The sequence below is a fragment of the Ignavibacteriales bacterium genome (assembly GCA_016214905.1).
Lineage (GTDB): Bacteria > Bacteroidota > Ignavibacteria > UBA10030 > SZUA-254 > PNNN01.
In genome coordinates this window covers 428,294-452,596 of record JACRMQ010000007.1, presented here as the reverse complement: position 1 = coordinate 452,596, position 24,303 = coordinate 428,294, and the positions used below count along the sequence as shown (strand labels likewise).

18 protein-coding genes are annotated in these 24,303 nt (G+C 38.4%); all 18 read right to left on the bottom strand.

Annotated features, from left to right (window positions below; genetic code table 11):
• Entirely contained in the window at positions 1–900 is a 900-nt protein-coding gene (locus HZB59_09140; protein MBI5021588.1) for a glycyl-radical enzyme activating protein, read from the bottom strand.
• Between the two features lie 159 nt (positions 901–1,059).
• Positions 1,060–2,412: a beta-lactamase family protein gene (locus HZB59_09135; GenBank protein MBI5021587.1), complete on the bottom strand. Its 1,353-nt coding sequence runs from the start codon at positions 2,410–2,412 to the stop codon at positions 1,060–1,062.
• Between the two features lie 186 nt (positions 2,413–2,598).
• On the bottom strand, positions 2,599–3,750 hold the full coding sequence (locus HZB59_09130) for a beta-lactamase family protein (GenBank protein ID MBI5021586.1): 1,152 nt from the start codon (positions 3,748–3,750) through the stop codon (positions 2,599–2,601).
• Entirely contained in the window at positions 3,747–4,013 is a 267-nt protein-coding gene (locus tag HZB59_09125) for a hypothetical protein (protein ID MBI5021585.1), read from the bottom strand. The genes HZB59_09130 and HZB59_09125 overlap by 4 nt, the downstream gene beginning before the upstream one ends.
• 17 nt (positions 4,014–4,030) lie before the next feature.
• On the bottom strand, positions 4,031–4,684 hold the full coding sequence (locus tag HZB59_09120) for an ABC-2 transporter permease (protein MBI5021584.1): 654 nt from the start codon (positions 4,682–4,684) through the stop codon (positions 4,031–4,033).
• 9 nt (positions 4,685–4,693) lie between these two features.
• Positions 4,694–5,344, bottom strand: a complete 651-nt coding sequence (locus HZB59_09115) for an ABC-2 transporter permease (protein MBI5021583.1) — start codon at positions 5,342–5,344, stop codon at positions 4,694–4,696.
• Between the two features lie 9 nt (positions 5,345–5,353).
• Complete coding sequence (locus HZB59_09110; protein MBI5021582.1) at positions 5,354–6,010, bottom strand: ABC-2 transporter permease; 657 nt, start codon at positions 6,008–6,010, stop codon at positions 5,354–5,356.
• Between the two features lie 5 nt (positions 6,011–6,015).
• Positions 6,016–6,741, bottom strand: coding sequence for an ABC-2 transporter permease (locus HZB59_09105; GenBank protein MBI5021581.1), 726 nt, complete (start codon positions 6,739–6,741; stop codon positions 6,016–6,018).
• Positions 6,728–7,594: an ABC transporter ATP-binding protein gene (locus tag HZB59_09100; GenBank protein ID MBI5021580.1), complete on the bottom strand. Its 867-nt coding sequence runs from the start codon at positions 7,592–7,594 to the stop codon at positions 6,728–6,730. The genes HZB59_09105 and HZB59_09100 overlap by 14 nt, the downstream gene beginning before the upstream one ends.
• A 4-nt stretch (positions 7,595–7,598) precedes the next feature.
• Entirely contained in the window at positions 7,599–7,976 is a 378-nt protein-coding gene (locus HZB59_09095; GenBank protein MBI5021579.1) for a GntR family transcriptional regulator, read from the bottom strand.
• Between the two features lie 274 nt (positions 7,977–8,250).
• Positions 8,251–9,714 (bottom strand): alpha-L-fucosidase, encoded by a 1,464-nt coding sequence (locus HZB59_09090; GenBank protein MBI5021578.1) that lies wholly within the window; start codon positions 9,712–9,714, stop codon positions 8,251–8,253.
• Positions 9,715–9,746: 32 nt separating this feature from the next.
• On the bottom strand, positions 9,747–10,715 hold the full coding sequence (locus HZB59_09085) for a PHP domain-containing protein (GenBank protein MBI5021577.1): 969 nt from the start codon (positions 10,713–10,715) through the stop codon (positions 9,747–9,749).
• Positions 10,716–10,727: 12 nt separating this feature from the next.
• The gene (locus HZB59_09080; protein ID MBI5021576.1) at positions 10,728–12,728 is read right to left on the bottom strand and encodes an NPCBM/NEW2 domain-containing protein; all 2,001 of its coding nucleotides are present in this window, start codon (positions 12,726–12,728) and stop codon (positions 10,728–10,730) included.
• A gap of 132 nt (positions 12,729–12,860) precedes the next feature.
• A complete protein-coding gene (locus tag HZB59_09075; protein MBI5021575.1) occupies positions 12,861–15,611 on the bottom strand; it encodes an alpha-galactosidase in 2,751 nt (916 codons plus the stop codon).
• A gap of 12 nt (positions 15,612–15,623) precedes the next feature.
• Complete coding sequence (locus HZB59_09070; GenBank protein ID MBI5021574.1) at positions 15,624–17,807, bottom strand: S9 family peptidase; 2,184 nt, start codon at positions 17,805–17,807, stop codon at positions 15,624–15,626.
• Positions 17,808–17,855: 48 nt separating this feature from the next.
• Positions 17,856–20,387: a prolyl oligopeptidase family serine peptidase gene (locus tag HZB59_09065; GenBank protein ID MBI5021573.1), complete on the bottom strand. Its 2,532-nt coding sequence runs from the start codon at positions 20,385–20,387 to the stop codon at positions 17,856–17,858.
• 66 nt (positions 20,388–20,453) lie between these two features.
• Positions 20,454–22,814: a family 20 glycosylhydrolase gene (locus tag HZB59_09060; GenBank protein MBI5021572.1), complete on the bottom strand. Its 2,361-nt coding sequence runs from the start codon at positions 22,812–22,814 to the stop codon at positions 20,454–20,456.
• Between the two features lie 10 nt (positions 22,815–22,824).
• Complete coding sequence (locus HZB59_09055; GenBank protein ID MBI5021571.1) at positions 22,825–24,279, bottom strand: alpha-L-fucosidase; 1,455 nt, start codon at positions 24,277–24,279, stop codon at positions 22,825–22,827.
• Between the last annotated feature and the right edge of the window lie 24 nt (positions 24,280–24,303).

The following is a 24,303-nucleotide window of genomic DNA, read 5'->3' as shown; positions in this document are numbered from 1 at the left end:
TTATCCGCCTATCTTGACTGTTTGAACATATTTTTTCATCTCAGCGGCAATAAGCTCCATTGCTGTTGAATCAGGTGGTTCATCATTCATTTCAAATTTTATCCCTAATCGTTTATATTTTTCCGTTCCTGATTTATGATATGGCAATAAATGAATTTCGGAAATATTTTTAAGTGAATCAACAAACTCACCTACTAACTTCATATCATGAAGATTATTGTTAAATCCCGGTATTACGGGTACTCTAATAATTATATTATTCCCTTGATTTATCAAAAACCTTAGATTATCAAGAATTATTTTATTCGATCCGCCGGTGAACATGCGATGCTTGAAATCGTCAACGGTTTTGATATCATATAGAAATAGATCGATCAAATTTTCAAACCCGTTTAAAATATTTTCCACGACAAATCCAGCTGTATCTACTGCCGTATGAATGTTTTTTGATTTACAATTTTCGAGAAGAGACTTTAGAAACAAATGTTGAAGAAACGGCTCGCCACCTGAAAATGTAACTCCACCTGTCGACCTGTTGTAAAAGATGATATCTTTTTCAATTTCTTTCACTACATCTTCCACAGACATCTCTTTACCCGCAATCTCCCGCCCGCCGGCATAGCATACCTCAACGCAGTTTCCACATCTTATACATTTCTCACACGATGTAACGATAAGGTTGCTTTCATTCCGGATTGCATGTTGGCTGCAGCATTCAATACAGCTTCCGCAGCGGATACATCTATCTTCCCGCAGAACAATTTCTTGATCGGTGGAAATTGATTCAGGATTATGACACCACAAACAATGAAGCGGACATCCTTTTAGGAAAACGGTTGTACGAATACCTGGCCCATCGTTTATAGAATATCGCTGAATATTGAATACCATGCCTTTCATAAATCTTTCTGAATATGCATATTTACGAACAAATTTCAAATCATTAGACGGGTAAGAATGACAGCTCCATTCTGTGAGTAGTTAACATATCTTCATTTAATTGCCAGTATTTATGCCTCATATTGTAAAAGAATCCTCCATCATTGATGACAATTATTACTAATCCTTTTTCCTCTCCAGATTTATATAATAAGGAAGCCCATAATGAGGTCCGTCCGCAGCATGGGCAACTGCATATCCGCGAAGTGTGTCTCTGTGTAAACCAACATATATCCAAGTCCAATGATTATGTTCTTTGGTATCATGTACAGGAATATGAATTGGGAAATATGCGGAGAAAATTCCTGCCGAATAATTGCCCCGGAGTGTAAACATCGACTCCATCCATCTTCCCCACGATCCATCAACATTCTGACTACGCATCATTGGTGTATTACCAAGCGATAACTCAACTTGTAGTTCCCACTCATGAGTGACGATAGAACCTTGCCAGATACCTGCAAGTGCAACCCGAGATAAAGTTGGCGGTTGAATTTTTTTATGTGTTCGAATTTTTGTGGGGAGTCGTTTAGACTCATCGAAGTCATCAAGAATTTCATCAGCAATCCATTTGCAAACCTTCGGTGTATTCGCCTGCATCTTATTTGCAAGGACAACAATTGCAAGGTCTGCTTCAGGCAGGAGTGCTAAAATTGTTCCAGATGCACCTGTGAATACCAACGTCTTATATCCTTCATATTCCCAGACCCACCAAGGGAGGCGGAAATCGCTGTAAGGATCAATAGATGTTTGCATCACATCGATTGTCGAATCGCTAAGAATTTTCCTTTGATCAGGTAGATGATTTTTGAGATGGAACATTCCAAAACGGAGAAGGTCATCCGCACTTGCATAAAATCCTTCGTTGTATGTCCACGGCTTTCCGCTATGATCGTATTGTTGTGCATATTCATCTGTTGATGGTGGAGTAGTAAGTCGAATGGTGTATGTCAATCCAAGGGGAAGAAAAATGTTTTCCTTCAAAAAGTCGCTGTACGATTTACCCGATACGTTCTCGATGACATAAGTTAGCAGACCAATACCGACGTTCGAATAAAGTTCTCTTTCTCCAGGTTTAAAAGCAAGAATCGCAAACCTATCGAAAATTTCCTTCTGCATGATTGGGAAATTTGTGTCTGTACCAGCCGGTTCGCCCCATAACATGGGTAGCCCTGATGTATGTTGAATGATTCGCCTGAGTGTAACGCCGGATGCATCTACCCCGAATGATTTTATCTTTACATCACCAAGATATGATTCAACCGGTGCATCGATATCAAGAAGACCACGCTCTTGAAGAATCATTAGCGCCGTTGTTGTGTACACTTTTGCAATTGATGCTATCTCGTACATCGTATTTGGTGTCGCTTTGATTTGTTTTTCACGGTTTGCCATGCCGAACGATTCCTCCCAGATGATTTTTCCATGTTGAGCTACTGCGACAGAAACAGATGAGACGTTCTCGTCTTCCATGAAGTCTTTAATTTTCGACCGGACACTTGAGAATCTGTCTTCACCAACTCGATGGGGCCTGCAATTGGGTATGAGAAGTAATAAAATACATATTGTAGGAATATACAATATTTTAGATCTCAAGATTTTCATACAATATCTAAACCATTTATCACTTTTTAATTTACAAAAAACACAGGCATCTCTTCATAAAGTTTTCCCCATTGCATTTAGATTAATGTAATCCGTTACAATCTCAATAATATCTTCAAGCATCCTGTTAGGGCATTGGGGGTGGAAAAAGTTGATCATGACAACAACACTCACATCATAATCAGGCAGGTATGCCATGTAGGTAGAGGTGCCAATGTTTCCTCCACCGTGCCCGTATGCCAGTTTTCCATCTGTAATCTTCTTCTTGAATACCTGTACACCTAAACCGTAACCATCACACCATGAAGTCGATGCTTCGGTATTGAAATTGAGCATTTGATTCAAGGAGTTTGGTTTTAGGATTCTATTTTCAAAAAGAGATTTACACCAAAGCGCAAGTTCTTCCGCCGTAGTGAACACACCCGACGATCCGTAAGTAATACTTTCGTGCGAAGTTCTTGGAAGAAATGTAATGTCTCTATTGGAACCATTATTCTCGAAATTGTCTCCCCACACATGCGCGAGTTTTTCTTGCGGTATTATCTCTTCTATAGAGAGGAACGTATTTTTAAGCCCGAGTGGTAGCCAGAAGCGTCTTCGAAATTCCGCAGAGAGTGTCGAGTGAGTTGCTCGAGTAGCAATCATCGCGAGTAAAAGATAGTTTGTGTTCGAGTATCTGAACCCTTTGCCAGGAGCGAAGTGAGGTTCTTTCAAATAAGTGAGGACAACTTCTGGAGTAAATACGCTATCGCGGTACTTGATGAGATCATCCCACAGTTTTTGGTTTTCCCAGAACATGAAGATACCACTGGTGTGGTTTAGCATCTGTCGGATGGTGATTGTACTGTCAACGTGAGGATATGGAGGAAGCCATTTATGCAGTGGATCATCGAGCGAAAGCAACCCTTCCTCAGCTAATTGAAGAATGAGCGCAGCGACCATGTTCTTGGTAATACTTCCAATGGCGAAGAGCATTGCTGGCTTCACCGCCACTGTATCATGCGATATGCCTGCACACACACGGTGTATGGTTCCATCCGGAAGTATGACAGCCACTGAAGCACCCTTCACATCGTACTGCTCGAGCCGGTCGGTTAACGATTCCCGTATACAGACGTCTAAGGGATGTTTGTTATGGGAACATGCGGCAAAAACAATTAGAAATGCTACAAGCCATCTGATATTTATTTTATTGAATATCTTCATGTTTGTCTCAGTAATATCCCAAAAATCGCCAATGTTAGCCCTGAAATCATAGATATTACAAACGAGTAGTACCATCCGCCTGGCTTACCAGTTTCTTCGAGTGTAATTTTCCGATACTGTCCGACATATTTTGGTAAAAGTAATCTCAATAAGAAGTAATTGATTTTCACACCGTGATTCGATAGGAAGGAAACAATTACTATAGATGAAACAACTCCCCAGAGAACACAGATTATTGCAACAGTTAAAAAGATATTACTCATATATCCTTATTCCTTTCTTATATATTTTTCCGTTCATACAATTTTATTGATATCATTGCAGATATAATTGGTAAAATTAATATAAGAGGAGTAATTAAAATAATTTTTACAAAGTCAGTATCTAAAAAATATGGCTTGTACGATTGTTTGGTAAAATTAAAAATCAGTACCATCGAGTGCATTGCTAAAGTAAATCCAATGGGAAGCGTGAATATCATACCCATAATTCTGAATTTATAAATAAACGGGAAAAAGAAACTGACTGAAACCGATATAATATAAAGTGCAATAAAAAACGATTTCAGATTATACGTTATAAAAAATTCTGAAATCGGTATTGAATAGATTAAATAAGTTGCGTATGATGCACAGTATAATATTACGAATCCAAAAATAGCGACACAAAGAGCAAACAGGTACCGCGCTATGACAAATGACCTTCTCGAGATAGGTAAACTGCAAATGAGGGTTTCGAGTCTCTGCTTTTTCTCCGAAAAGGCAAAATAGGAAATTGCTGCAACTATAGCGGCAGTGGAGAATATTACATTACCTCGAGCAGGGAAATGCGGTATAATCAGTATCGAGATCCAAAGAGTTGCCGGCAGAAAGATAGAAAATATTATATATCTCCAGTAACCCCGAATATCCTTCAAAATCAAATTTAATATCATACCGTTGCCTCAAATATCTTTTCTTTTAAAAAGACTTAATGAAACTACTAATGAAAGCGCCGGCGCTGCTACCATTATTGATGTTAAAATGGAGATAACAACCAATTCTCCTTCTACAAAATATGAATTGAAGGAGCGACTGTAGGGCCTGAAAATCAAAACTACAGTTATTACAGCCGCAACAAGAGCTACGACAAATGTTAGCACTGTTCCGATTAATCTGAATTTGAATAAAGCAGGCAGGAATATACTGGTTTGTAGCACTATGAAAAATACAGCTATGAAGAGGACTTTTAAATGTGCAGCTCGATTAAAATCTGTTGCCGCATCTGTGTATACAGCTCCTGCAACAAATCCGTTTAGATACCACAGTGCAAGTCCACCGAACATCAAAACAGCCGATGTGAGATACCTTGCAATTACAATTCCGGATCTGCTGACAGGAAGACTGCATGTCAGAGCTTCAGCATTCTTATTTATTTCAATAAACGAGAAAAAAGTGCTAATAAAAACAAATGCCAAATATCCATACATCATATAGACATGCCAAGGATAATAACGGAAGATAAAAATATTGCCAAGAATCATGAATGCTAAGAAATTCAGGATGATGTTCTTTTTGTAAGCTGTTAAATCTTTCAGGATTAATTTGATAATCATCGTTTCCCTCTAAAATTCTTTTCGTTTATAGACAAACAGAGATATCGTAAATGCTATAACCAGTATCAAGATGGCAAATAAAGTTAGAGTTGAAATTAAAATTGAATCATTTGTTCCAAAATATGGATTAAAATCCAACCTGTAAGGTTTAAATATTGAGACGGTAATCAATATCGTCGCGAACATTGCTATAACAAATGCCAATATCGAACCGAGAAATCGGAATTTCAACATTACAGGAATGAATAATGCATTATGAAGTAACAAGTAAAACGTCGCAATGAACAAAACTTTTGGACTGTTGATATTTTCAAAATTAGTCTTGGGATTAATATATATTTGGTTGACTATGTAAGTACCTATGTAATAGAAAATCATTCCAATGATCGATATGGTGACCGAAGTTAAAAATCGAGCTATCACAATTTCACTAATTGTTACTGGTAGGCTACGAGTCAATATTTCAATATTCTTTTTCTTTTCTGAGAATGATAAAATGGAGCAAGCCACTGCAATTACCATACACCCTGCTATTATAAATCCGCCGACAGGATAGAATCTTAAACTGAAAAGAGAGTTTAAAATCGCCATTGGTAAAAGAATCCAAAGAAATATTAAGCTACCATATGCTCTTATATCTTTTAATATTAATTGCAATATCATCATGTTTTTTATAAATCTCTCTTGTTGTAAAATCGAATTGATAAGGATATTGAAATGATATATAAAGTCAACACGATGCCGAATACAAAGAGATAAGCATAAATAGCGGGCAAAGTCATTATCCAGTTTAGGAAGTTATGAAGTAAATTGTAAATGTAGGTAATATCAAAATCCCAGATATCGTTCAATACGTTCATCAAAAAATTATAAACCGGGCTGATTATCACAAGACTTATTTGCAATATCAGTGCGGCTATTACTCCTTTGCCCGGACCAAATTTAAATACGAAGGGGAGCATGATTGTTAAAATAAAAAGTAAAAATGAAATCATACTCGTTATACCACGTGGACTTAGAAGCAGACGAAAAGCAGGATCGGATAGATTGAAAATATATACCGATGATAGACATGCTAAAATCACCAAACCGAAACCTGACAAGGTAATAATAATTGATGACATGTATCGGGCAACGATTATTGAAGATCGTTTAACGGGTAAACTTGCATACGTCATCTCTGTTCCAAATGAAGTGTCAATCGCTATAAAAATAAAGGAAGCACTGATACATAAAGCGGTAACGATAAAGGTGAATATGCCAATAATGATTCCACCAAAATCGTCTATCATTGCAGCTATTGCAATAGATGCAATAAAAGGGATAACGATGGCTACACCTAAAAGGAATATCGCTCCGGCAATAAAATCTTTTCTTATAAGATTAAGAATTTCCATTTTTCAAGTTACTATAGTACATAATATCTTCCAGCGTTGCTTTTTCAATTACAATAACTGAACCGAAAGTCGCTTTTATCTCTTCAACATTATTTGTTAATGCTTCAAAACCGAATTCATTTTTTCGAATCCCTTTAAAATATTTTTTTGTTTCCTCGTTTAGAAGATCGTTCCCTCCTTTAATCACCGCATAAGTCTCCATTATTTCATTTTTGCTTGAAGAGAAAATGATTTTTCCATTCAGTATGAACGTAATATAATCAGCTATACGCTCTAAGTCGGATGTAAGATGTGTGGAAAACAGAATCGATTTCTTCTCGCTCTGAAGTAGGTCATAAAGTAAATCTAGCAGTTCCCTTCTGAATATCGGATCTAATCCTGAGGTCGGTTCATCCATAATGATAAAGTCGGCATGATGTGAGAGTGCAATTGCGATCGCTGCTTTCATAACCATACCGCGTGAGAATTTCCTGATATTCTTTTTCAACGGTAATTCGAATTTATCAACAAGATTCATGAAAACTTTATCATCCCAATTCTTATAGAAGGGACGAATGATATTTTTTACTTGTTTAAGATTAAGGTGTTCATAATAATTCGGATTGTCGTATACGAATCCTATCCGGGATTTAATATCTACTTCATGTTCGATATGATCTTTACCAAATACCCGAATGCTGCCACCCTGCTTTATCAAAAGATTCATTATCAATTTTATGATTGTTGTTTTACCCGCACCGTTCGGACCGATTAATCCCATGATATAACCTTCAGGCAGAGAGAACGTAACATCTTTTAAACGAAAGTCTCCGTAATCTTTTCTTAAATTATTTATCTCAAGAGCATTTTCCATAATGTTATTCCTCGTTATGATATAATAGTTCCAACATTTCTTTTACTTCTTTAAATGATACCCCAAACTTCTTCGCTTCTTTAACTGCATCACTTAATAACTCTTCTACATTTTTAATTTTTTTCTCGCGAAGCAGTTCCTTATTCTGCATCGCGACAAAACATCCTTTACCCCCAACGCTGTCGATGAATCCTTCTTTTTCAAGTTCCTCATAAGCTCGCTTTGTAGTGATGACACTTATTTGTAACTCTTGTGCCAATTTTCTTATAGACGGAAGAGCACTTCCTTCTTCAAGAGCTCCGGATATGATTTGTGCCTTTATCTGTTTACAAATCTGCTCATAAATCGGATCTTGTGATGCATTTGAGACTATAATCTTCATGAAAACCTTTGATATTTTACTATATTTTGCATGTTTTTATGTTATATTGTAATTATCGTATATACTGTATATAATATACAGTATTAATTCCCGTTTGTCAAGTTTTTCTGAAATTATTTAGACTTAACTGTTCCTTTTGAAATTACTGTTCGAAGAGATCTAATTCATCCCAAAAATTTTGTTTTTTGATCAGGCTTGAAGCGTGTGAATCCGTGAGATTTCAGTAATCTTAATATTCAAATTACTTAACTTTACTAATGCAACAATACACTTTTCAAAATATCTCAAGATTTGATATAACGGGACATGCTTTAGCTTTCTGAATATCTAACTTAATTCTATTGACGGTTGTTGGTGGAAATTTAATAATCCGTTTATGTCCTATAGTAGTTCCCGAATCGAGCTTCTTCCACATCTTTCCATCACATCCTTCAATCGTAAATGATTCAACACGTTGACCGAGTGCAATATATTCCTGCAACAATATATACTTTATCTCTGTTAGTTTTCCTAGATCAACTATAAGTGATGCGCTTTTTACTGAATCATCCGTTGCCCAGTATGAACCTTTGTCTCCATCTACAATATTACTTGCCGCAAATTGTTTCTTGTTGCCACGAACGTTTGATGCGGTCGCCTGTCCAAGTTTTGTCAAATTGTTGGCGAAAACTGATTCACGGAGATGTTTGAATCCCATCAATGACTTTACATCGTTGTCACTAATTCTGCCTCGGCGGTTTGGCGGGATATTCAGAAGCAGCGAACCATTGCGACCAACCGATTTCAGATACAATCTGAATAAATCTTCCGGTGACTTCACAAGTGAATCTTCATTCGTATGGTAAAACCAGCCAGGTCTAATTGAAACATCACATTCAGCAGGTAACCAATTTTTTCCATCGCGGTGTCCTTCAATGCCCTCTTTATATTTTGTATAACCGGGTGCAGGCGTGTCATAATTTTCCCCATTCGGAGTATACATCGACCAGCATGTTTCACCTGAATAACCATTCTCATTACCAACCCATCTGATATCAGGTCCGACATCGCTAAAAATTACCGCGTTGGGTTGAAGCTCGCGGACAATCTTCCATGTATTTTCCCAGTCATAATATGTTTTACGGTCGATAATTCTTTTTTCGCGGGCTCCGCCGTAGTAACCATCGCCGCCATATGCTCCGTCGAACCACACTTCAGAAATTTCACCATAGTTTGTCAACAACTCATGTAGTTGATTTCTGTAGTAATCGAGGTATTCGGGTTTTCCGTAATCTTTATGATTACGGTCCCACGGTGAAAGATAAACACCGAATTTTAAATTATATTCGCGGCATGCATCCGATAACTCTTTAACAATATCTCCTTTACCGTTTTTCCACGGACTGTTCTTAACCGAATGCTCTGTATATTTCGATTGCCACAAGCAAAAGCCATCGTGATGTTTAGCTGTGATTATCAGTCCGGCCATTCCGGCATCTTTCGCGATGCGGACAATTTCATTTGCATCAAAATCGATAGGATTAAAAACTGATTCGGGCTCATCGCCGTAACCCCACTCTTTATCTGTAAAAGTATTAACTGTAAAATGAAGAAATCCGTAATACTCTAAGTTTTGCCATGCGAGTTGACGTTCGGATGGAATAGGATTGATCGGAACCGGTGCACCTATATTTTGCGCGAACAGAAATAAAGGCGCCAGACCATGAAAAAGTATAAATATTATTAATCGTAGTATCATATCATTTTCTATAAATCATTGATCGGTATCGGTTACTTAACAAAGACCGGTTGCGTAATTGCAAAATCTCCGGAAGAGCAAGTCACTTTCGCACGAACATATTTTTCATCTCCCTTGAAACGGTATGAAGCTCTATAGCCATATTCTTCTTTGAGGATTTTTCCCTCATTACCAATAAATTGAATTGTATATTTCGCATCCCGAGATGGATCAACTTCAATAGCATATTCTTTATCGGTAATATTCAATTCCTTCAAATATACACCATTGGTTCCGTAAAAATCTCCATTATTCAGCGCACTGAGTATAGCGTCAGTGGTCAACTCTTTCGCTCGCACCATAATCCATCCTGTCCCTGGTGGCGATTTTTCCGGCATGAATTCTCCAACGTAATCGTGAGCGTCATCGGATACCACACCGTACAAAACCACACCCTGTGATAATACTTTATCCCAGATCTCTTCAGTACCAGAGAATCCACCTGCAGGATAATTATTGTTTTCTTCGCTAACATTGTAGACTTCAATAAGTTTGGCATTTTTGATTTTTGTAAGAACAGAATCATTAAATGAATACCTCCAGTTCGGATGGTTGATTTGAGGAATCCCTCCTGCTGCTATAACTGCATCAACATTATTCTGAATGGTTTCAAGTTTCGTATTGCCATGCCGGGCATCCACGATATTTTTTATTCCAATTCCATTTACATGAACCGGCTTACCCTCGGCACGATCGGATACTTCTTCTCCCGAAATAAGAATAAAATCATCGTTCTCATCTGCATCAAGATACTTTATATCTGTAAACCGGTCATGATCGGTTATCACAAGAAAATTATATTCATGATCAAGATACCATCTCACTACACGTCGCGGCAATTCATCGCCATCGGAATTCGTAGTGTGCGTATGAGTGTTTCCTTTGTACCATTTGGCTTCCTGTGAAACCGATGGTATTGAAAAGATTAAAATGATTGGAATAATTAACAATAATTTTTTCATATTTTTTCCTTTTTAATTTTTACTTTTGCATTTAATCAAGATAACGCCGTGATATGGAATATCAGCTTCAAATTGGTTTTCAAAAACTCCAATATCCTTCTGCCGCCAAACATCCCTCACGCTGAACTTACCGTTGATTCCGATATCCGATCCTTTCAAAACTATTTTTGTTTTCTTGGGTTGAATATCCCACTGAAAATAATCTACAGGTTCCCGCTTGCCTGCGTCTGCGAAAAATAAACCGACAGCTTTCGAGTCGTCTTCCATTTCTTTTATCCAGATTTGTTTTCCGTCTTCATTAAATATTCTTCTTGCCTGAATACCGAGAGGATCCTGATTGATTTCTATTACCTCATCATTCGTTAGAAGATTCAATGTAAAATCATCAAGCCGGCTCATATCGGCACCGATAAGAAGCGGCGAACAGAGTAAAGACCACAAACTGATATGCGTATATTGTTCATCCGGAGTCAATTTTGTTGGATGAAGATTGGGTCCCCAGCCGACAAGTCCGACCACAAGCATATCGGGATCGTTCCAGTGTCCGGGTCCGGCAAATTTTTCATGTCCCGCCTGATTGAAACCGATGCCCGACATACTCGACCAAGTATCCGTAATATCACCGGTAGTTCGCCAGCAATTACCGCCAACTTCCTCGCCCCATTCCCATACGTTTCCCATTCCATACTGACATAAACTGTAAACAATATCTCGCGGCACTTTGTCTAAAGCATCACGCATAACTTGATACGGTTTTTTTAGCTCCGGTAAACTCTGATCTTTTGCAATTTTTCCGTAAGAGCACCAATCGTATTTCAAATAATCGATACCCCATTCGGCGTACTGTTTAGCATCTTGAATTTCAAATTGATAACTCGCCGTAAAACCGGCACAGGTCAACGGTCCAGGCCCGGAATAAATCCCTAGCTTTAATCCTTTACTGTGAACATAATCGCCTAACAATTTCATGTCAGGAAATTTTTTGTTTGTATTGATCATGCCATCTTTATTGCGCAATTCGCCTTGAAGTTCAGGTTCTTTTGCATCCGGTTTTATCTCCCAGCAATCATCAATATTGATGTACGTCCAGCCATGATTAATCAACCCGGAAGAAACCATCGCATCGGCAGAAGTACGAACCTTCGCGTCATCAACCGCACAAGCCCAGCAATTCCAGCTATTCCAGCCCATTGGTGGAGTAAGTGCGATTTGTTTTCCCACCTTTATGCGAAGCTCCCGCCTAGCATCACCAAGATCGTTCTGTACAATCAGGGTTACATTGTATTCACATTCTTTATCGACTTTTCCTGTAATGATTCCCGTGGTATTATCAAGTAATAATCCAACGGGAAGATTGTTGGCGAAAAATTTCATCGGTCGTTTTCCTGTAGCTGCAATTGTGTAGAGGAAAGGATTGCCCGGTCTAACACCAAAAATTTTTGCTCCATTAATTTTGGGTGAATCGGAAGGTTTCGGAGTAAGTATATACGGTTCAATAACAGTTTTAACTACAAGCTCATCCGGTTTGCGTTTCGATGTAAATTCAATCTTCGCATCACACCAATCGGCGTGGTCATAATCTATATCATCACCGCCATCTGTAACAAGCAAACCCAACAATTTGATATTGGTAAGATCGACGTCTGCAAATTCTGCTTTATCTCCTTTTTTCATAACCGGACTTTGCCAAAGAATTTTCCTGTCACCGATAATAAAAAACTTTATCGTTCCTTTGCCGTCAGCCACCTCATCATCTAATCCAAAAGATGAAGTGAAACGCTTCCCTTTACCGTCTAGGTTCATCAGGAGAGTGCTTACAGCATGAGTCCCCACGCCGCGGTTAAAAATTTGTCCGCCTACTTTGAGCGAGTTCCCTCCCACCGATTTGTTAGCTTCCGGCGTTCCCCAACCACATTCCATGGCAGAGAGATTCAGTTCATCAAGATAAATGGTTTGTGCAGGCAGAAGAATCGCAAACAATATTACACAGAGGAATAACCATTGTATTCTCATAAAATATTACTCCTATAATTTAAAATAGAAAAAGCAAAAATTGGACTGATGGAATATTGGAATTATGAAATTCATTGATCTACCTTTCTAACAATCAATTACTCCATTTATCCGTGACGCTAAAACATTTATTTACTTGATGCAACTTATTTTTATTTCGCCAAGTTTCAAATTTCTTCTCACTTCACCTGGAGACCAAGGCAGCGGCGGCATCGGTTTAGATTTTATTTCATTCTTCATTTCAAAAGTAATTTCTTTTATTTTCTGCTGTTGTTTTCCGATTGCCCAGACGGAAGCAGTACCCTTCCATTCCTTTTCATCCTTACCGGGTGTTACCCGAACTGTTACATCATGCCTGCCATCAGAAACATCTATCATAAACCACTGTGACTTTCCTTCCTGCGGTTCAGTCTTTACGGAATCCAACTTACCGTCGATTAACACCGATAAATCCGGCTTCGCTTTCGGAGCTAAAGATTTGTCGGGAGTTAATAAGATTGCAATCATTCCATCTTTTGTGAAATTAGAAATGTTTAATCGAATGTTGATTTTAGATTTTTCGTTTAGATCCGATTGAACAGAACTTTCAGTCACCATTTTCGCGGAATTCTCTTTTTTGATTGAGAATGATTTTGCGGTTGCATTTTTTACGATAGATGGATTTAATAATTTTGCATCGGAAGAAGAACTATGATAATTGATTTTGTATTCATTTCCTTTTTCGTTTGTCGCATCGAATACAACTCCGGATACGAGAGGAGTGGTGGCTTCTTCAAGCGGATACATTTCGTACACTGCGGTTTCGAATCCATCCAGCGGCAATGAAATTGTTTCTCCCGACCTGTAAAGTTTCGGAGAAATCCATCTTGTTGGATAGATTCTTTCTAAAACCAAAGAGGATGATTTCGGATCGAGACCGAAAGTGGGGTCTAATTTAATTTTTAATACCGATGATTCAATTACCGGATTGCGGGCAGCAATTATCGCATGAGAATCTTTAAAATGCACATGAGCGTATGCTTCACCCTTCAGAGGATTTCCGCCCACCATTTCTGAGTTCATCAAAATCGGAAAACGGTCTCTTGCCCATGCCATAGATTTTGAAATCGAAGTCCACTCTCCTTCGGTGAGAATATCTGGTGAGATGTAAAGCTCATACATCGCAACGCCGCGGGCAAAGTAAAGCAAAACATCATCGGTAAATTTATCGAGAGGTTCTGTTTCAATCCCGACAGATTCATGTTTCCCCTTTATAATTCCATGTGTCATCAGGTTTGCAATCGGGAACCAGAAATTCTGCTGTTTGAAATCGTCATATAAAACAAAATCACGGTATGTTATTGCGCCATCGCGCTGGCTTATTGAAGGGACATCGGAAAACCCGTAATCCATTCCCTGCATCCAGATTGTATTGGCGTATTTTACCCACCACGGACTTAGCCACGTACCCGAAGTGATGTTTAGGAAAACATCAGGATTTTTCTCACGCACCGAATTACATTTTTCAACAACACTTTCCATCACTGCGCGGCGGGAATAAATATCAACCGGATGTCCGTGCCCGGGTTCACTGCACGAAAATTGAATTCCATCCCATTTATAATATCCGACTCCGTCGTTTGCTACAAAGTCCGTAACTCGCTTTCTAAAGAGGTCACTGTAGTTTTTTCCCGCAAGGCAGAGCATTGAGTTATTTCGAGTTTTGCCAACAACCTCGTAGCCATGCTCTTTCATCCAGTTGACGCGTTTCATCCTAAAAGAATAACCACCCGTAGGACCGAACCAAACACCGAGCGACGTATTTGTCTTTTTAAGTTCATTGGCAAGAGGCTTCAAACCATTGGGCCACTGTTCTTTCCGCAGCGCCCAATCACTTTCATAAACATCCCAGCCATCATCCAACACAAACGCATCGAGCTTTATATTATATTTCTCAATCATACTTTTTCTGAGAACATCGACCATTTGTAAAGAGGTTTTTTCGCTCATCACTTTCTCCGGAGACCAGCGGGGATATTCGGGTGAACGGAGATCGTACCAGGTATTGTATAGAGAATATGGTCGAAGAGGCGCGACACGGATATTGTCCAAATATTGAGAGAACCAATTTTTCACGTATGAATTCGGTGTAATCCCCTGGACAACCCAATCGCTTTTCAACCAATCATTTCCTATTATCTCACCAAATTCTTGTCCACATTTTATTTTGTAACCGTTACCGGATTTGATGATTGAATTTTCAGCCGCAGGGTATTCCACACCGAAGAAACCGCCGCCGCTTTTAGTCAAGAATGCAACCGGCTGACCAAATCCGCCATCTTTAATTATTGTTGTGACCCCATTGAGATCACCGGTGTTTGGCCAGAACCATCTTAAGAAATGATGCCCGAATGCAGTATCCATTACCGCAAGATTTCTTTTTATATAGAAATCATCATTTGATAATTGATATGTAATCCGTAAGTCAATTGTTGTTTCGTTAGACTTAAAATCGAAAACAAGTTCTCTAATCCCATCAGGTTTTTCATCGGACGCGGAATTAACCAATTCAAAATTATTTTTCGATAACAAAACAGGATTATCGGCATTGTTGATCTTGCCCGGGGCAGACCAGTCGGTATACATAACATCAAGCCCAAAATCTCCATCGGTTCTGATAATAATTGGAGTCGTCCCACCGTAAGATTTTGCCCAACTGCTTTTTACTTCAAGTTGATCACCTGTAATTTTATTGTTACGAAATGTGACCGACAATTTAATTTTATCGTTTTCTAACTGATATGATTTTACACTATCTGCTTTTGAGACTGCAATGAGATCTGCCGGACTCATTAAACCGAAGCCGATGATAATCAGACTGAGATAATATTTTATTTTCTGCATTTCTGCCACCTTTTAATTGAACAAATTATCGGGAAAATTTTTTTCTAAAAGATACTTATAATAGAAACGATAGTTTTCATTTCGTAAATGTGTTGCTTTGGGTCCACCCCATCCGTGTCTTCCACCAGGATATATCATCAACTCGAAATGCTTTTTAGAATCTTCGAGCTTGCTGACTAATTGCAAAATATTTTGCATATGAACGTTATCATCCATCGTTCCGTGAACAATCCTCAGTAATCCTTTGTATCTATCTGTCCATGTGAGCACAGATGTATTTTTATATCCGTCCGGATTTTCCGAGGGTGAATCCATAAACCGTTCGGTATAATGAGAATCATAAAGTTTATAATCGATAACAGAATAAGATGCAATTCCGTGTGTAAAATAATCCGCGCCATATGTCAGCGCCAATGCCGCAACATAACCGCCATAACTTCCTCCCGTGATGCAAATTTTAGAAGTATCAATAAACGGCTGAGTGCACAGCCATTTGGCAACTTCGATATAATCGTGCATCTCCCACGTCCCTAACTGACGGTGCATTTTTGCACTACCCTCTTTGCCGAAATGAAGGGAACCCCTATGATCGATTGACATCTGAATTATACCCTCCATCGCAAGCCACTGTGAACGTATACCATCCCATCTATTCGATACATCATAAGAACCGGGACCACCGTAAACACTGATCAACACCGGATATTTTTTCGTTTCATCAAAATTTATCGGAAGTGTCCATTTTACGGGTAAATTGTAACTATCCGATGATGGAACATGGAATAACTCGGATTTTGATATAAGGTAGTTGTTGAATTCTTTGGTCTGGCTGTTTGCAATTTTTCTAACTTCATTTCCTTTGTTGTCAAAAATTGCCATGCAAGATGGCGTGGAAATATTTGAATATGTTGATATGAAATATTTTCCTTTTGGAGAGATATTTACGGAATGCGAATAGTCACCCGATGTTAATCGTGTTAATTTTTTCCCGTTAAAATTAATTTTATAAAAATCTGTGTTTGTTGTTACTTCCTTACGTGCTGTGAAATAAATTATTTTTTTCTCTTCGTCGACATATAAAATATTTGCCACCGCCCATTTACCGTCGGTTACTTGATTTATTAATTTGCCATCGATGGAAAAATGATATATATGCATCCAGCCGCTTTTATCACTTTGAATAAAAAACTCTTTACCGTTTTTCAGGAAGGTAATCTTTTCAACCCAATCAACCCATGTCGGTTGATGTTCGGTATAAATGGTTTTTCTCTTGCCGGTCACAAGATCGATTGAATACAAGATTAAAGTATCCTGCTGCCGGTTCATCCATTGCGTAATCATGCGATCTCCATTAGGAGTCCAGAAAGGTTCGCCGAAATATTGATCATCTTTTTCATTGAAATCACCCCAAACAATTTTTTTATCTTCAACTGTAATAATCCCGAATTTTACTTCCGGATTTTTATCTCCCGCCTTTGGGTAACGAGTATTTTCAAGCGAACCGTGCTGTCCCTCCGCATTGTATAGCGGAAAAACGGGCACATCCTTTTCATCGAAACGGTAAAATACAATATGTCTGCTATCGGGAGACCACCAAAATGCTTTGTACTTAGACGGGCGACCGAAAATTTCTTCATAATATATCCATGCAGCCCAACCGTTATAGACAACATCGTTACCATCGAATGTATATTGCGTTTCAGTTCCGGTTTTAAGATCAATTGTAAACAGATTGTGATCGCGCGTGAAAGCCACAAAGTTTCCATCGGGAGAGATTGTTGGATTTTTTTCTTCGACGGAATCGTTTGTTAGTCTCTTAAACAATTTATTTTTCACATTCAAGTAATAAAGATCGTTTTCTTTAGCATATATCAATTTATCATAATCTTTATTGTTAGTTGCGGGTTGATCCACAACGATTTCAGAATCAACCATTGTCTTGTATTGATTGATATCTCTGTACAAAGTCTCCTTTCCTGTCAGGGCATCAACCGAATAAACTTTTTCTATACCATCTTTTTTCTTCGTTTCAAGATAATGATCGTCGTCAGCCCAACTTGAGATAGTTGGTAACAATTGAATCAATTTAGGTTCACTATTTTTAAAAATCTGATCGAATGTAAGCGATTTTTTCTCCTGTGCTGTTGAAAACGAAACGACACACAATACAATTAATATTAATCGGGCATTTTTCATATTTTTTTCTCTTGAATGAATTAATAATTTAAGTTGATTCACTGATTATCATCGTTTTTTATTCCATACAAAATCGCCTTTTTCTAAACTCCAGTCAAGTCCGAAAAATCCTGCCATTACTACACCCTCTTCACCATGGCTAAGAATATCTTGATTCATAATTGTGCAATCCGGAAGACCTATTCCCGGATTCATATATGGCAACCTGTTACTCAACTTCATGCCGATAATGCCTGTTCCTGAAATAGCTGCAACGCTCGCGATATTACTTCCGGCCCTTGGTCTGATGAAAATACAGCACAGGTCGTTTTCTGAAATTTTCTTTTCACCGATTTTTACAAAACCCTTTCCAACTTGCACGGGACTATCGGATAAAAGTTTGCCCCAAGCTTTGTTTGTATTTCTATTTCCGTAGAGAACTATATTTCTGTCGGAAAATTTTGACGGATCGAAATCTTTGTCGGCATAAATATCAATCGAACCATTACCCTGGTACCAGAATTTCTCCGCATCATAGCGGGCTTTATTGAAAGCCCATTCATTTTCTTCTTGTGTGCCATCCGTACCATATACAAAAATCATCTGGTTCCGGAATGCTTCCTTAAAAGCCCCGTAACGGTGCGCCCCTTTTTCTAACAAAGACGGCTTTCCATCTATAATCCATTGTCCACCTTTTTTACTTATCCACATTTTTCCGTCATCAGATTTAACTCCGGCAGTAACAACTTTTTGACTGTCTAACTCTATTATAAGAGTGTCTGTCGTTTTGACCATATCGAGATCAAAAGCGAGTCGTGCGATATTGTCTGTTGTACCGACAAATCGATTCATTCCCGGATCGAACCGAATATTTGCCGAACTGATTTTCAGTTGCTCAATCTGTGCATCTATCGTGATCCAATTATTTTTTGACGACACTCCCGGATTAGATGTTTTAAAATTTATTTCTCTGATACGTTCTTTCTGCGGACGCGCATGACGTGCAAAAAAATCGAACATCGGTGCCCAATCTACACAATCCGCACCTGGTTCATCGGATAAATCCCACCAATGACCTACACCTTTTTGCTCGTGATAAATAAAATCTTTATAGTTATGTTTGTTGAGTTCATCAACCATCATCCTTGCTTGTTCGGGATAAACATTATCATCATCAGAGCCATGTAAGATGTAAGCACCGAGCTGTTTATAATTATCGACATGCATAAATGTCTCGCTAGGTGTTGTTGCCCGACGAATCATTTTCCTGATATCAGTTGTGTCTAAAACATTTTGTCCCCGGAAACGATATGTCCAAAAACTAATCCATCCGGCGCTTGGTCCAATTGCTGCAAATTTATCCGGAAAGAGTGAGCCGATATGCCAAACTCCATGACCGCCCATCGAATGACCGGTGAGGTAAATCCGATTTTCATCAATTCGATAACGTTGTTTTACAATTTCCATTGTTTCCATTGCATCTAATCTTCCCCATTCCTCCCAATTATATCCGTATGGTCTGCGATTTGTAGGTGCGACGATATGTCCCCATGTTTTTGGATAATAGGAACCTGATTGATTCACCGCATCAACCCCCGCTCCGTGAAGCGAAAGAAAAAGTGCTGTAAATTTTTCTTTGTTCGATCCGACCGCGGGATTAATCCCGTAATATTGTACACTGCCATCGATTTTACTGATGAATGTTTCTTTATGATTATCCGAAAAATTCAGCACCCTTAACGGAATATTTACAGTATCAATAATAATGTTTTTACCAGAATGTGTTTCGAACAAAGTAACACAAACATCGGTAACTCCTTTCTGATTAATCGCTTCCGAGATCAATGGAAATCCTACTTTCCGAACACTCATCGGCTGAATAATTGGAACCTGAATCGACTTTCCTTCTTTTTTTTCAATGGTTGTTTTAATCTTAAGATTATTAAGTGTTTTATCTGAAGCATTCACGATTACCACCGAACCCCATGTGTCAATTTTCTCTCCGACTATAAAATCGGGTATTGTTATATCGCGAGTATTGAACATTATATTTTTTGATGGGTTATAAAGTTTTGCTTTGAAGCGGCCTCGCTGACAGCGGAAAAGAAATTCATTCTTTCCTTTCTCAAGCTGCAACGGAAGGCGTGAGTACTGGAAATTTGTTTCCCATGATTCGTATGTGTCTTTCAATCCATACGGATTACCGGAACGGGGTACACCGTTGATGTACACCATTTCATTTCCCATCGCTTCGAGAATCATAATGGTTTTCTTTTTCATCTCGACCGAAAAATAAAGATAGCAGCCAGTTAAGACCGAATCTTCAAACCAGCCGGATGAATCGGCGTTTAACATTATCCATTGATGCTCTTCGCCATTAACAAAAGTTACGCTTTCCCCTTTTGATGGTGATTCCCATTTTCCTAAAGCCAAATTCGCTTCGACAGGATTTGGAGCAATGATTGTTTCTCCATATCCTCTTAATAGTTGAAGCGCCATCCCTTGACGGAGTATTAACGTATCGGAAGTCTGTGCAAAAATAAAATTTATAAGGAAGAAGAAAATAAAAATAATTTTCCGAAATATTTTAGAGTGTGTCATGTTATTTTTAGATGATTAATTTTATGTTTGAATTTAATTTCGATGAGACACATACAAACAGAGGAGTTATTCTACGACAATCTCATCAATGAATAACCACACCTTGCCACCTTTGCCAATGTGCCAATCCGGGCACTGACCGATATTTTTAGCAATCACTTTAATGAAACGTGCTTTTGCATCTTTCAATTCAAAAGAAAATTCTTTTATCTCGACTTCCCGATGACCCGTTGCAACAGGTTGATCGAAGTGTGTTATCGCACTATATGAAACGCCGTCTTCAGAAATTTTGTATTCGACAAGCGAAGGGAAAAATATCCAGGAATTCGTATTTTGAAGAAAACCGGTTGAAATACTATTAATTTGTTTTACATAACCGAGATCAATTATCGCTTCTAAATCGTTTTGTTCGAATCCCTGCCAATTGCCGTCGTTATAAGATTTTGTGCCGCGAATTCCGTTCGTCAATCCTAATTCACCACCGCCGTTATATTTATAGTAAGGATATTTTAATGTTACCGGTTTAAAAAGTGCTTTGTGTAAATAAACTTTTTGTTCCGAAACAACGCCAATCGCCTTTCCCTTATGAAACGCAACTGCTTTTACAACTGTTGATTTATTTACATTGAATGGCTTCACATATTTAGTGGAATGAATAGTCGGTTCTTTTCCGTCGAGAGTATAGCGCATTTCTTTCGATTGCATTTCGTTCGATAATTCAAAACCGAATTCTTTTTTTACAGAATCCAGCGATGCAGATATTGAAATAAGATAAGCGCTTTTTGCATGGTTATAATTTAATTTATTATAACGCTCAATTTGCACTTCAATCCTTGGAATAAATTCATTCCAGTCCCGCATTTGTTTTGGCGACCACAACACTTCAGCCATTGCCGCCATTCGAGGTAAAGTCATATACTGAAAATGTTCCGGTGTCGCAATAAATTCAGTCCAAACATTTGCCTGTGCGCCTAATATATGTTTAGATTGTTCAAAAGTTAAACTATCCGGTATCGGTTCAAATTCATAAACCTTCTTTAACGGAGTATAACCGCCGATTGCCAACGGCTCAAAATCGGGTTTACCTTGATAGTAATCGAAATAGCAATGCGAGCCGGGAGTCATAACAACATCATGGTTCATTCTTGCGGCGGCGATTCCTCCATCCATACCGCGCCACGACATGACTGTTGCTTCCGGTGCGATGCCACCTTCCAGAATTTCATCCCAACCGATTATCCGTCGGTTTTTTGAAACAATAAATTTTTCAATACGCTTTATAAAATAACTCTGAAGCTCGTTTTCACCTTTCAATCGTTCAGCTTTGATCCGTGCCTGACATTTCTGACATTTGCTCCATTCAGTTTTATCAGCTTCATCACCACCGATATGGATAAATGTTCCAGGGAATAAATTTATTACTTCATCTAAAATTGATTCAATAAATTCAAATGTACTATCGTTGCCCGCACAATAAAGAGTAGTGATGGGCCAGACACTACCGGGAGGAACGGTGAACGGTCCTCCCGTGCAAGAATATTCCGGATATGCCGCAAGCACTGCACCGGAGTGTGCCGGCAACTCTATTTCAGGAACAATCGTGATTTGCCGTTCAGCAGCATATTTTACTATCTCCTTGATCTCATCCTGAGTATAAAAACCACCGTAAGTTGCTTTTTCCCCTTCATGCTGTGGTTCACGGTCGTTCCATAACCGATCTTCGCGATCTACACGCCATGCACCGATAGATATAAGTTTAGGATATTTCTTTATTTCAACTCTCCATCCCTGATCGTCGGTAAGATGCCAATGAAAAACATTCATCTTGTGCAGCGCAAGCATATCAATATATGTTTTGATAAATTCAGCGGGGAAAAAGTGTCTGCTGACATCCAAATGCATCCCTCGCCATTGAAAGCGGGGTTTGTCCACAATAGAGATACACGGAATTTTCCATTGAACATGTTTAACTTTTTTCCGACCATAAATTTCCGAAGGTAGTAATTGTAATATCGTTTGAACCGCATAGAAAAAACCGGCGCTGGAATTTGCACCAACACTTATTTTATCTTTATCAACATCCAGTTTATAACCTTCCTTGCCAAGATTTTCATCGTGAATGTAATTGAAAAAAATATAATTCTTTGATGGCATTTTAACGACGTCTTTAACCGGTAATTTAAATTCGGTAGAACCTCGAATAATTTTTGCAATATATTCAACAGTAAATTTTGATTCCGAGTTATTTCCAGAATAAATGATTTTTGTTTGAGGGTTTAATAAAAAATATCCTTTGTGAAAATTAACCTGTGAGGGTGTGGGAATAATTGAGAGTTTTTTGTTATCAGGTTCGGAAAATACAATTCCGGAGGAAAAAATAAAAACACCTATTAATATTATCAAAAATTGCTTGAGGACTTTTTTCATATGTCGAATATCATTGAATCAACTTAAAAGTTAATGTATGTTTATAAGGTAACGATTTTCTGAATTTGTCGGGGATCTCAACCAAAATTTTTTCTTTCGATCCAACGAGATGTTTTTTAATTTTCAACTTGGATTCATATCCCAGCAAATATATTTGTTTACCTTTTGTGATTTTATTGCTCGGCAAAGTAACCATCTGTGGTATTTCTTGTGTCTTGTCATCACCTAGATAGATTGCATAGATTAAATCGTCTTTGCCGGAAGTAAAGCAAACATTTTCTGTCTTGTATGGGTAAACCGGTTTAGTGGAATAGATTGCTTCGTTATTTAGTTTCATCCATTCTCCAATACCTTTAAGTCTTTCGTATGCAACGGAATCCCATTCACCATCCGGAGATGGCGCAATGTTGAGCAGCAGATTTCCTCCTTTTGCAACAATATCAACCAGCAAATGAACTAATTCCCTTTCAGACTTGTAGCTATCGTTCTGTTTGTACGACCAGCTCGTTGCTATCGGGATACATGCTTCCCATGGAACAGTCATCGCCTTTTCAGGAACTTTATTCTCGGGAGTCAGATAATTTTCATATTCTCCGTTCACCCATCGGTCAACGATAATCAATCCCGGTTGATGAGTTCGCGCCATTACGGCAATGCGCGGAATATTCACATCCTGATTGAACATATCTTTTTTTGCCCACGATTCAAATTCTTTCGGCATATTCTCGAGCGGGCGCACCCACGCACCATCGAGCCAGAGAATATCAACCGGCCCGTATCCCGTCATCAATTCTTCAATTTGATTATGTGTGAAATCCTGAAATTGCTTCCATCGTTCAGGATGTTTTGACGGATTATAATTTATATGTCTATCGGGTGTAGGAAAGTATGACCACCAGTAATAATCGGAGCTCCAATCCGGTTTGGAGAAATATGTTCCGGTCATCATTTCATTTTTTCTGAACTCTTTAAAAATTTCTTTTGTGATATTCGATTTAGGATTTGAACTGAATTGACATTCACCCGATGTGATTTTGTAATCGGTTGTTTTTGTATCGAACATACAGAAACCGTCGTGATGCTTCGTTGTAAAAACAACATATTTCATTCCGGCATCCTTTGCGGCAATAGCCCATTTTTCAGGATTGAATTTTATCGGGTTGAATGTCTTTTTCAAATCGCGGTAAGCTTGCTTATATTTTTCATAATCATCCGCATAAGGACCCGTTCGCTGACACCAACCTTCATCCTCGCCGCAAAGCGACCATGACTCAACAATCCCCCATTGACTGTAAGTCCCCCAATGCATCAGCAAACCAAATTTTGCATCTTGCCATTGCGCAAGTTTTTTTTGCACTTCTTTGTCCTTCACCGGAACATAATGAGCTTCATCTTCCTGAGATAAAAGTATACCGGCACAGAAAACAAGAAGACTCGAAATTATTAAAATCTTGAAATAATTCATATGATTGTTACCAATAATGAAAAT

Coding starts and splice junctions, on each gene's coding strand:
- HZB59_09120 (MBI5021584.1), bottom strand. CDS start 4,684: ATGATATTAAATTTGATTTTGAAGGATATTCGGGGTTACTGGAGATAT.
- HZB59_09100 (MBI5021580.1), bottom strand. CDS start 7,594: ATGGAAAATGCTCTTGAGATAAATAATTTAAGAAAAGATTACGGAGAC.
- HZB59_09070 (MBI5021574.1), bottom strand. CDS start 17,807: ATGAAAAATGCCCGATTAATATTAATTGTATTGTGTGTCGTTTCGTTT.
- HZB59_09095 (MBI5021579.1), bottom strand. CDS start 7,976: ATGAAGATTATAGTCTCAAATGCATCACAAGATCCGATTTATGAGCAG.
- HZB59_09055 (MBI5021571.1), bottom strand. CDS start 24,279: ATGAATTATTTCAAGATTTTAATAATTTCGAGTCTTCTTGTTTTCTGT.
- HZB59_09130 (MBI5021586.1), bottom strand. CDS start 3,750: ATGAAGATATTCAATAAAATAAATATCAGATGGCTTGTAGCATTTCTA.
- HZB59_09135 (MBI5021587.1), bottom strand. CDS start 2,412: ATGGAAGACGAGAACGTCTCATCTGTTTCTGTCGCAGTAGCTCAACAT.
- HZB59_09075 (MBI5021575.1), bottom strand. CDS start 15,611: ATGCAGAAAATAAAATATTATCTCAGTCTGATTATCATCGGCTTCGGT.
- HZB59_09090 (MBI5021578.1), bottom strand. CDS start 9,714: ATGATACTACGATTAATAATATTTATACTTTTTCATGGTCTGGCGCCT.
- HZB59_09110 (MBI5021582.1), bottom strand. CDS start 6,010: ATGATGATATTGCAATTAATATTAAAAGATATAAGAGCATATGGTAGC.
- HZB59_09125 (MBI5021585.1), bottom strand. CDS start 4,013: ATGAGTAATATCTTTTTAACTGTTGCAATAATCTGTGTTCTCTGGGGA.
- HZB59_09060 (MBI5021572.1), bottom strand. CDS start 22,814: ATGAAAAAAGTCCTCAAGCAATTTTTGATAATATTAATAGGTGTTTTT.
- HZB59_09065 (MBI5021573.1), bottom strand. CDS start 20,387: ATGACACACTCTAAAATATTTCGGAAAATTATTTTTATTTTCTTCTTC.
- HZB59_09085 (MBI5021577.1), bottom strand. CDS start 10,715: ATGAAAAAATTATTGTTAATTATTCCAATCATTTTAATCTTTTCAATA.
- HZB59_09105 (MBI5021581.1), bottom strand. CDS start 6,741: ATGGAAATTCTTAATCTTATAAGAAAAGATTTTATTGCCGGAGCGATA.
- HZB59_09115 (MBI5021583.1), bottom strand. CDS start 5,344: ATGATTATCAAATTAATCCTGAAAGATTTAACAGCTTACAAAAAGAAC.
- HZB59_09080 (MBI5021576.1), bottom strand. CDS start 12,728: ATGAGAATACAATGGTTATTCCTCTGTGTAATATTGTTTGCGATTCTT.
- HZB59_09140 (MBI5021588.1), bottom strand. CDS start 900: ATGAAAGGCATGGTATTCAATATTCAGCGATATTCTATAAACGATGGG.